The organism is Lentzea indica (assembly GCF_012184385.1).
GTDB lineage: Bacteria > Actinomycetota > Actinomycetes > Mycobacteriales > Pseudonocardiaceae > Lentzea > Lentzea indica.
The window spans coordinates 33,214-40,350 of the sequence record NZ_VSRL01000060.1; the positions used below are offsets into that span (position 1 = coordinate 33,214).

6 protein-coding genes are annotated in these 7,137 nt (G+C 68.1%); 3 read left to right on the forward strand and 3 right to left on the reverse strand.

What is annotated here, in order from left to right; translation table 11 throughout:
• Positions 1–2 precede the first annotated feature (2 nt).
• Positions 3–422 carry a roadblock/LC7 domain-containing protein gene (locus FXN61_RS18600; protein WP_167975320.1) on the reverse strand — a complete coding sequence of 140 codons (420 nt, stop codon included), beginning with the start codon at positions 420–422 and terminating at the stop codon, positions 3–5.
• Positions 419–3,031: a nitrate- and nitrite sensing domain-containing protein gene (locus FXN61_RS18605; RefSeq protein WP_167975321.1), complete on the reverse strand. Its 2,613-nt coding sequence runs from the start codon at positions 3,029–3,031 to the stop codon at positions 419–421. The genes FXN61_RS18600 and FXN61_RS18605 overlap by 4 nt, the downstream gene beginning before the upstream one ends.
• Positions 3,032–3,364: 333 nt before the next feature.
• On the opposite strand from FXN61_RS18605, the gene FXN61_RS18610 reads away from it, so the two are divergent.
• Together FXN61_RS18610 and FXN61_RS18615 are read left to right on the forward strand one after the other, a co-directional pair.
• Positions 3,365–3,775 carry a DUF485 domain-containing protein gene (locus tag FXN61_RS18610; RefSeq protein ID WP_167975322.1) on the forward strand — a complete coding sequence of 137 codons (411 nt, stop codon included), beginning with the start codon at positions 3,365–3,367 and terminating at the stop codon, positions 3,773–3,775.
• Positions 3,772–5,349: a monocarboxylic acid transporter gene (locus FXN61_RS18615; protein WP_167975323.1), complete on the forward strand. Its 1,578-nt coding sequence runs from the start codon at positions 3,772–3,774 to the stop codon at positions 5,347–5,349. The genes FXN61_RS18610 and FXN61_RS18615 overlap by 4 nt, the downstream gene beginning before the upstream one ends.
• Here the strand turns inward: FXN61_RS18615 and FXN61_RS18620 are convergent.
• Positions 5,335–6,117 (reverse strand): alpha/beta fold hydrolase, encoded by a 783-nt coding sequence (locus tag FXN61_RS18620; RefSeq protein WP_167975324.1) that lies wholly within the window; start codon positions 6,115–6,117, stop codon positions 5,335–5,337. The genes FXN61_RS18615 and FXN61_RS18620 overlap by 15 nt on opposite strands.
• Before the next feature lie 70 nt (positions 6,118–6,187).
• On the opposite strand from FXN61_RS18620, the gene FXN61_RS18625 reads away from it, so the two are divergent.
• Positions 6,188–7,137 (forward strand): aminotransferase-like domain-containing protein (locus FXN61_RS18625; RefSeq protein ID WP_312877835.1); only part of this gene is annotated, 950 nt, incomplete at its 3' end.

Below are 7,137 nucleotides of genomic sequence, written 5' to 3' on the forward strand. Positions count from 1 at the left end.
GATCACCTCACGCTGTGCAGCTGCGCTCGCAGTTCGGGGGTGAGGATCTGGCCAACCTGGTCGACGACCACTGTCATCTCGTAGGCGACTTGGCCGACGTCGCTGTCGGGGGCGGCGAGAACCGCCAAACAAGACCCGTCTCGAATGGACATGAGAAGCATGATCCCGTAGTCCATCTCGATCACGGTGCGCAACACTCCGCCGCCTTCGAAACAGCGCGAGGCACTCATTGTGAGCGCCGTGACGCCAGACGAGATGGCGGCGAGCTGCTCGGCGCGGTCCGGCGGCAGACCTGTCGACTTCGTGAGCAAAAGGCCGTCCACCGAGATCACGATCGCATGCGCGACACCGGGCACGCGATCGGTGAAGTTCGTGATGAGCCAGCCGAACTGGTCCACCTGGCGCGATTGAGGCGTGCTCATGCCTTCTCCCCGTTCCACTGGCCGTTCCCCTGGCCGTTTCCATTCCCGTTGCTGCCCAGCGGTGCCTGACGCAGGCCCGTCTGGTAGCTGGCGAGAAAGCCTCGTGCTCGTTCCGGATCGCGCTTCGGGCCCACAGCAGGGCGTGTGCCGTTCTCGGGACGTTCCGCGAGGTCGGGAAGCAGATTCTTACGCGGCGCGCGTTTCGGCAACCCGGCATCGGTCTCGCCGGCGTCCGTGACGGGGTCGCCGGCCTGCTCCCAGACCGTCCCGCCTGGCTTCTTGCCGAACCAGGACGCCACTACGGACGGTGACGACGCAGGTGGGTGGGGCGTTGCCGGCGAATGATCACCGTTGACCGTTTCGCCGGAGACTCCGCTGCCGGAAAACCAGGAAGACGTCGTCTCATTTGGTGTCTCAGCCGGCACGGGCTTCTCCGGAGCCGGTGCGTGGCGCGGGGGATGCTGAGGCATGGACTCGTCGATCGCCGCGCCGCGGAACGACATCCACTCCGCCGACTCGCGCTGGTGCTCGATGGCCGGTGCCGGCGCGGGCTGCGGAGCCAGGTTCGGGGTCTTCACGACCACGTGCGGCTGCTTGGCGATCTGCTTGGGCTGGGGCAGTGCGGCGTGGCGCGGCTGGGCAGGTGCCGCGGCCTCCTCGTGCGAGCGGACGAGCTCCGACGGCACGAGCACGAGCGCCCGCAGGCCTTCACGGCCCTCTCCCGCTCCGCGCAGCCGGACGGTGACGCCGTGCCGGGTCGCGAGGCGGCCGACGACGAACAGACCCATCTGACGCGAGACCGGCACGTCGTCCTCTGTACCAGAGGACAGTCGCTCGTTGGCCTCGGTCAGCTCTGCCGGACCCATGCCGATGCCCTGGTCGGCGACCTCGACGAGCACGGCACCCTGCTGGTCGACCCGCGAGCCGATCACGACCTGGGTGGTGGGCGCGGAGAACGCCGCGGCGTTGTCCAGCAGCTCCGCGACGAGACGGACGAGGTCGCTGGCCGCGTAGCCGACGATCTCCACCGACGGCGTCGACTTCACCACGACTCGCTGGTAGTGCTCGATCTCCGACGCGGCGGCGCGCAGCACGTCGGCCAGCGGAACGGGCTGGTGGAACCGGCGCGCGACGTCGGTGCCGGAGAGCACCATCAGGTTCTCGTTGTTGCGGCGCATGCGCGTCGCGAGGTGGTCGAGCTTGAAGAGGTTGGCGAGCTGCTCGGGGTTCTCCTCGTGGCGCTCCAGCTCCTCCATGAGCTTGAGCTGGCGTTCGACGAGGCCCTGCGAGCGGCGCGACAGGTTGACGAAGATGTTCTTCATGCCCGACCGCAGCGACGACTGCTCGACGGCGGAACGGATCGCCTGCTCGTGCACGGCGTCGAACGCGCGCGCCACCTGACCGAACTCTTCGGTCGTGTGCACCGGCACCGCCTCGATCTCGGTGTCCGGCTTGCGGTCGGCGCGGATCGCGGCGACGACCTCCGGCAGGTGGTGGTGCGCCACGTCGAGCGCGGAGTGCCGCAGCTCGGACAGCGAGCGCAGCAGGTAGCGGCCGATGACGAAGCCGAGCGTGCCGGCGATGAGCAGCATCGCGAGCAGGATGACCGCGGCGGCGCCCGCCTTGTTGGACGTCTCGTCCTGCAGCACGGCCGCCGAGTTCGCGAGCTCGTCCTGCAGCTGGCGGACGACCTGCTCCATCAGCCGGGCGGTGGTGCCCGACGACTTGTTCCAGTCGTCGACGGCGATGCCGAACGAGGGCGGAGGCTTGGGCTGACCGGGACGCGTCGTGGGCGCAGGTGTGCCGTCGGGCTGGGTGAGCGCGCGTTCGACGAGAGCGGAACGGTTCGCGACGGCGGCACCGGTCACCGTCTGGTCGTAGGTGCGGCGCTGCTCGATCGTGCCGATGGCCTGGAAGTCGTTGAGCCGGTCCTGCAGCCGGATGTCGGACTGTTCCAGCATGCGGACCTCGGGGCCGAGCAGCTTGGCCCTGCCGATCCCGGCCAAGACGATCGCGTGCTGCAGCGAGACCTGCTCCTGCGCGATGACCATGTTGTGCAGCGCGAGCGCGGTGCCGGAGATGGCCTCGTCGCCGAACTGGCTGATGAGCGTCTGTTCGAAGTCCAGCAACGACTTCACGACCGCGGAGTAGCCCGCGGTGCCCCCTGACGGGTCGCCGCCGTCGCCGCCCTGCGAGACCTTCTCCCGCAGGTTCTTCATGGTCTCGAGCTGACCGCCGAGCTCGGTGAAGCGGTTGCGCGCGACGTCGCTCAGCCCGTCCGTGCGTTCGACGCGGCGGCGGACGGTCGCGGCGGCGTTGTCGGTGGCGCTGATCTGGTTCTGGTAGGCGCCGACACCGGAACCGCTGGTCGCGCTCTGGGCCGCGAGGGTGCGTTCCTGCTGGACGCTGGAGATCAAAGGCGCGAGATCGGCACGAAGGCGGACCAGGCCCTGCATCTGCACGTAGTTGTTCGACCGGTCGACGTAGCCGGAGATCTGCAGTGCGCCCGCGCCGACGGCGACCGCCACCGGCACCAGCAGCACGACGCCGAGCTTGACGGGCAGGCGCCAGTTGCGCCAGTCGCTGATCTTTCTCCACTCGACATTCACGAAATGATCCCCAAGGCGCGCTCGAAGTGCCCCACTATCGGCTACCTCCTGGCCTGGTGAATCCCCGCGAGTCGAGACACCCCCAGCTCGATATCCAGATCGGCCGTATCGGGTGTGAGCGGATAGTAGGCCAGAGAACGTGACGCGACAACGACCTGAGGAGTGCTCAACCGATCACCCACCGTGACAGCCCACCTCATGGGGTGGTCCTCACAGCTCCAGGGATTGACTCATCGCCACGCGTGGTTACGCTTGCGCCCTCCACCCCCGGTCCGGCTGCAGCTGCCGCGCAGGCGCTCGCCGGGTACTCCCCGTAACGAATGCGAGCGGTTGATGACGAAGGCGCTGCCCTCCGTGTCACGCCCGGCGAGCCCCGGTTTCGCGACCTTTGACGACCCCCGTCACTCATTGCTTGTGGATGGTGACGGTGAGCCTGATTTCGGTGCCATCCAAACGAGTGAGGATTTTCTCGCGCTGAAGCGCCGGGTGACGCGATTCATTCTCCCCGCGACACTGCTGTTCCTCGCTTGGTACGTCACGTTCGTATTGCTTTCGGCTTACGCCGCCGACTTCATGAGCACTCCTCTGTTCGGAACGGTGAACGTCGGCTTGACGATGGGATTCCTCCAGTTCGTCACCACCATCATCATCACAATGGCGTACGCCCGTTACTCCAAGAAGAGGCTCGACCCGCAGGTCGAGAAGGTGCGCGCGCTCGCGGAAACCGATGAGGAGCTCGCGTGACCGGGACGAACACCGCGATCAACCTGTCCGTCTTCGGCATCTTCGTTCTTCTGACGCTTTACATCGTGTACCGCGCCTCGACGCGGAACGTCAGTGCGTCGGACTACTACGCGGCGGGCAGCAGTTTCACCGGTACCCAGAACGGCATCGCGCTGTCGGGTGACTTCCTCTCCGCCGCGTCGTTCCTGGGCATCTCGGGTGCCATCGCCGTGAACGGCTACGACGGCTTCCTCTACTCGATCGGGTGGGTCGTCGCCTGGCTGATCGGCCTGATGCTCATCGCGGAGCGCCTGCGCAACACCGGCCGCTACACGATGGGCGACGTCATGGCGTTCCGCATGCGCCAGCGCCCCGTGCGCGCGGCCGCGGCGAACGCGACGCTGGTGATCTCGCTCTTCTACATGATCGCGCAGATGGCGGGCGCCGGCGGTCTGATGGCGCTGCTGCTGGACGTGCACAGCACCGTCGGCCAGGCGATCATCATCGCGGTCGTCGGCATCGTCATGGTGCTGTACGTGCTGGTCGGTGGCATGAAGGGCACCACGTGGGTGCAGATCATCAAGGCCATCCTGCTGATCCTGTCCGTGTCGCTGCTGACGATCTTCCTGATCGGCAAGTTCGGCTTCGACATGTCCGCGATGCTCGACCGCGCGACGCAGAAGTCGCCGCTGGGCGAGGCCGTTCTCTCGCCGGGCGTGAAGTACGGCGCGTCCGACCTCTCGAAGATCGACTTCCTGTCGCTGGCGCTCGCTCTGGTGCTGGGCACCGCGTCGCTCCCCCACGTGCTGATGCGCTTCTACACGGTGCCGAACGCCAAGGAAGCCCGCAGGTCCGTCGTGTGGGCGACGTGGATGATGGTGATCTTCTACTCGTGCACCCTGGTCATCGGCTTCGGCGCGATGGCACTGGTCGGCACCGACAAGATCACCGGCGCTCCCGGTGGCGAGAACTCCGCCGCGCCGCTGCTGGCGTTCCAGATCGGTGGCACGGTACTGCTCGGCATCGTGTGCGCGGTCGCGTTCGCCACGATCCTCGCCGTCGTCGCCGGTCTCACGCTGACCGCGTCGGCTTCGTTCGCGCACGACGTCTACGCGAACGTCATCAAGCACGGTGAGGCGAATCCGCGTGACGAGGTCCGGGTCGCGCGGATCACCGCGGTCTGCGTCGGCGTGCTGGCGATTGTCGGTGGTATCGCGGCGAACGGTCAGAACATCGCCTTCCTGGTCGCTCTGGCGTTCGCCTTGGCGGCGTCCGCGAACCTGCCGACGCTGCTGTACTCCTTGTTCTGGAAGCGGTTCAACACGCGCGGCACGTTGTGGAGCATCTACGGCGGTCTCACGTCCTGCGTGCTGCTCATCGTCTTCTCCCCCGCCATCTCCGGGTCGAAGTCGTCGATGTTCCCCGACGCCGACTTCTCGTACTTCCCGCTGAGCAACCCCGGCATCGTGTCGATCCCGCTGTCGTTCCTGGCCGGTTTCCTGGGCACGATCCTGAGCAAGGAGCCGGCGGACCCCGCCAAGCAGTCCGAGATGGAGGTCCGCGGGCTCACGGGCATCGGCTCAGGTCTGCGCTAGAAGTTCGGCCACCGCTTTGTTGAACTCCTCAGGGCGTTCCAGGTTCGGCATGTGCGCGGCGCCGTCGACCACGACCAGCGCCGAACCTGGAACCTGCTCGCGGATGTACTCCGCGTCCGCGACCGGGGTGTACTCGTCGTCGCTGCCGACCACCACCAGAGTCGGCACCGTGATGGCGCCGAGCGTCTCGGTGTAGTCAGGACGGTCCGCGCGGCCCCTCAGCGCCGCGGCGGCACCCGCCGGCGGAGCGTTGTGCATCATCCGGGAGACGTGCTCGCCGGCGGCGATGTTGTGCGGTGCCACCATCTTCCACAGCACCTCGGTGGCGTAGCCGGACATGCCCTCGCGCAGCAGCCGGTCCGCCATCTCGTGACGCGTCCTGCGCCCGGCCTCGGTTTCCGCGTGCGCGAACGTGTCGGCCAGGATCAGGCCGCGAAGGCGGTCCGGGAACGTACGCGCGCACTCCATGACGATCTGCCCGCCCATCGAAAGACCTCCCAGCACGAACTTCTCGACGCCGAGGTGGGTGAGCAGCGCCGCGATGTCGGAGGCGAAGACCGGCAGCGGCGTGATGCCGGGGACGACCGTGCTCTCGCCGTAGCCGCGCAGGTCCGCGGCGATCACCCGCCACCCCGCCGCACTGAAGTGCTCGACCTGCGGACGCCACATCGAGCGGTCGAAGGGATGGCCGTGTACCAGCACCAACGCGTCGCCGGTGCCTTCGTCGTCGTAGCCGATGGTGATCCCGTTGACGTTCGCGGTGCTCATGAATCCGACCGTAACCACGGCCTCAGCTCGGTACAATGAAAACATTGCTCTCGGTGCAATTGGGGCTGATGTGCGGGACTACCACCGGATCGCCGACGCCGTGGCGGCCGACATCGCGGCCGGGCGGCTGCGGCCTGGCGAGCGACTGCCACCGCAACGCGTGTTCGCCCGGCGCCACCGCATCGCGAACTCGACGGCGGCGCGGGTGTACGGCGAGCTGGGGCGTCGCGGGCTCGTCATCGGCGAGGTCGGCCGTGGCACGTTCGTGCGGGCGCACGCGGCGGAACCCGCGCTGGTCGATCCCGGCGGCGCGCCGGTGGATCTGCAGCTGAACTTCCCGGTGCTGCCCGAGCAGGCGGCACTTCTCGCGAGCAGCCTGGCCACGATGCTGCGACCGGACGTGCTCGCGGACGCGTTGCGGGCGGGCGGCGTGACGGGCACCGCTCCTGCCCGAGCCGCCGCCGCGGACCTGTTGACGCGCAACGGATGGCGGCCGAAGCAGGACCAGATCCTTTTCACCGGCAACGGAAAGCAGTCGCTGGCGGCGACCATCGCGGCGGTGGTCCCGGTCGGCGGGCGGCTCGGAGTCGAGGAGCTCACCTATCCGGTCGTGCGGACCATCGCCACCCGGCTCGGGATCACAGCGGTGCCGTTGGAGATGGACGACCAGGGCGTGCTTCCCGACGCACTGCGCACGTCGGCGGTGCGCGCGGTCTACCTCCAGCCGGCCCTGCACAACCCGCTCGGCATCACGATGCCGGACGCGCGCCGCGCGGAAGTCGTTGCGGTGCTGGAGGAACTGGACCTGCCGCTGATCGAGGACGGCGTCTACACGTTCCTGTGCGACGAGCCTCCACTGGCCGCGCTCGCGCCGGACCGCACGGTGCTCGTCGACAGCCTGTCCAAGCGGATCGCGCCGGGACTGACCCTCGGTTTCGTGGTGCCGCCGGCCCGGCTCGCCGATCAGATCGCCACCGCCGTGCGTGGCGGTGGCTGGACGGCGCCGCGGTTCGCCGTGGA

Bases quoted from the DNA above. Each gene is read 5' to 3' on its own strand.
- FXN61_RS18600 (WP_167975320.1), bottom strand. From the start codon at position 422: ATGAGCACGCCTCAATCGCGCCAGGTGGACCAGTTCGGCTGGCTCATC.
- FXN61_RS18610 (WP_167975322.1), top strand. From the start codon at position 3,365: ATGACGAAGGCGCTGCCCTCCGTGTCACGCCCGGCGAGCCCCGGTTTC.
- FXN61_RS18620 (WP_167975324.1), bottom strand. From the start codon at position 6,117: ATGAGCACCGCGAACGTCAACGGGATCACCATCGGCTACGACGACGAA.